The sequence below is a fragment of the Streptomyces sp. NRRL WC-3549 genome (genome assembly GCF_000721935.1).
Lineage (GTDB): Bacteria > Actinomycetota > Actinomycetes > Streptomycetales > Streptomycetaceae > Streptomyces.
The window spans coordinates 4,825-6,848 of the sequence record NZ_KL585425.1 but is presented as its reverse complement, the minus strand read 5'-3'; the positions used below and the strand labels follow the sequence as shown (position 1 = coordinate 6,848).

1 protein-coding gene is annotated in these 2,024 nt (G+C 76.9%); it reads left to right on the top strand.

The features are described 5' to 3' along the window. Positions 1-2,001 (top strand): SDR family NAD(P)-dependent oxidoreductase (locus tag IH13_RS0127785; RefSeq protein ID WP_031088719.1); only part of this gene is annotated, 2,001 nt, incomplete at its 5' end. Positions 2,002-2,024: the final 23 nt, after the last annotated feature.

Genomic DNA, 2,024 nt, shown 5'->3' with positions numbered 1-2,024 from the left:
GTCGAGGAGCCCGGCACCGGCGACGCGGTGCCCGCGCCGCGGCGGGAGCCGGCCGGGCGGGCCGCCCTCGGCAGGTTCGCCCTGCGCGCCGTGGACATCCCCGCCCCCGGACTGGCCCCGGCCGGTCTCGGGGACGAGCCGGTCAGCGTGGTCGACGACGGCCGGGGCATCGCCGAACCGGTGGCGGCCGGGCTGACCGCCCACGGGATCCGGGCCACCGTCGTGTCCGGCGTCCCGGCCGGCTCCCGCGCCGTCGTGCACCTCGGCGGCCTGGCCCCGGTCGGTACACCGGAGGAGGCACTGGAACGGCAGCGGGACGTCTTCCGGGCGGCGCGGTCCGTCGCGCCGCACTTCGCCGCCCGGGGCGGGGTGTTCGTCGCCGTCCAGGACACCGGCGGTGACTTCGGGCTGCGCGGGGCCCGGCCCGAACGGGCCTGGCTCGGAGGTGTCGCCGCGCTGGCCAGGACCGCGGCCAAGGAGTGGCCCGACGCCGTGGTCAAGGTGATCGACTGCGAGTGCGACGGACGCGACGCCGGTGCCGTCGCCGACGCGATCGTCCGTGAACTGCTCGACGGCGGACCGGCGAGGGAGGTGGGGCTGCGCGCGGACGGCACCCGCACCACCCCGGTCGCGCTGCCGGTGCCGGCGGAACCCGGGCCGGTCACGGCGGTCGGGCCGGACTCGGTCGTCGTGGCCACCGGCGGCGCCCGGGGGGTGACCGCGGCCGCCCTGCTGGAGCTGGCCAGGGCCCACCGGCCCCGCATCGTGCTGCTCGGCCGTACCGAGCCCGTCGAGGAACCGCCGGGACTGGAGGAGGCGACCGACGAGGCGGCCCTCACCCGCGCCCTCGCCGAGCGCTCCGGCCCGGTGACTCCGGCGGAGATCGGTGCCGAGGCCCGCAGGATCCTGGCGGCCCGCGAGGTCCGGTCCACCCGGGAGGCCCTGGAGCGTGCCGGCTCCCGGGTCCGGTACGTCCCGGTGGACGTCCGGGACGGCGCGGCGCTGCACGCCGCACTGGAGGAGGTACGCCGGGACTGGGGAGCGATCACCGGGATCGTGCACGGCGCCGGGGTACTGGCGGACAAGCTGATCGCCGACAAGAGCGACGAACAGTTCGACCAGGTCCTGGCCACCAAGGTGGACGGCGTACGCGGGCTCCTCGCGGCCACCGTGGATGATCCGCTCCGCATGATCGTCCTGTTCTCCTCGGTGGCCGCCGTCTTCGGCAACGCCGGACAGAGCGACTACGCCATGGCCAACGAGGTGCTCAACCACGTGGCGAGCGCCGAGCGCGCCCGGCGGCCCGACTGCCTGGTGAGGTCCGTCTCCTGGGGCCCGTGGGACGGCGGAATGGTCACCCCCGCGCTGGCCGCGCACTTCGGCCGGTCCGGTGTCGCGCTCATCCCCACCGGCCAGGGCGCTGCCGCCTTCACCGCCGAACTGGGCGCCGGCTCCACCGACACGAGGGTGGCCGTCGTGGCCGGGGACGGCCTGGGTGCCATGGCGGCCCTCGGCGAGCCGGCCGCGGCGCAGGTGCGGATCGACGCGCGCACCCACCCCTACCTCGCCGACCACTCCGTCGCCGGCGTACCGATCCTGCCGGTCGCGCTGGTCCTCGACCGGTTCGCCGCCGCGGCGGCGGCCTGGCGGCCCGACCCGGCCCGCTGGTGCTGCGCGACCTCCGCGTCTTCAGCAAGGTCGCCCTGCCCCACCTGGACGACGCGGGGCACCGGCTCACCCTGCGCGGCCGGCCGGCCGCGACCGGATCGCCCACCGCCCTGGAGGCGGAACTGCTCGGGGAGGAGGGCGCACCGCACTTCCGTGCCCGGCTGGACTTCGAGGAGAGCGCCCCGCGCCCGGCTGCCTGGGAGGTCCCGCAGGGCCTCACCGCGCCGCGGCACACCGAGACCTACGACGGCCGGGTGCTGTTCCACGGTCCGCGGTTCCACGCCCTGCGCTCCGTCCACGGGATCGGAGCGGACGGCGCCGAGGCGACCGTGACCGGCCCTGTCTCTTATACACAT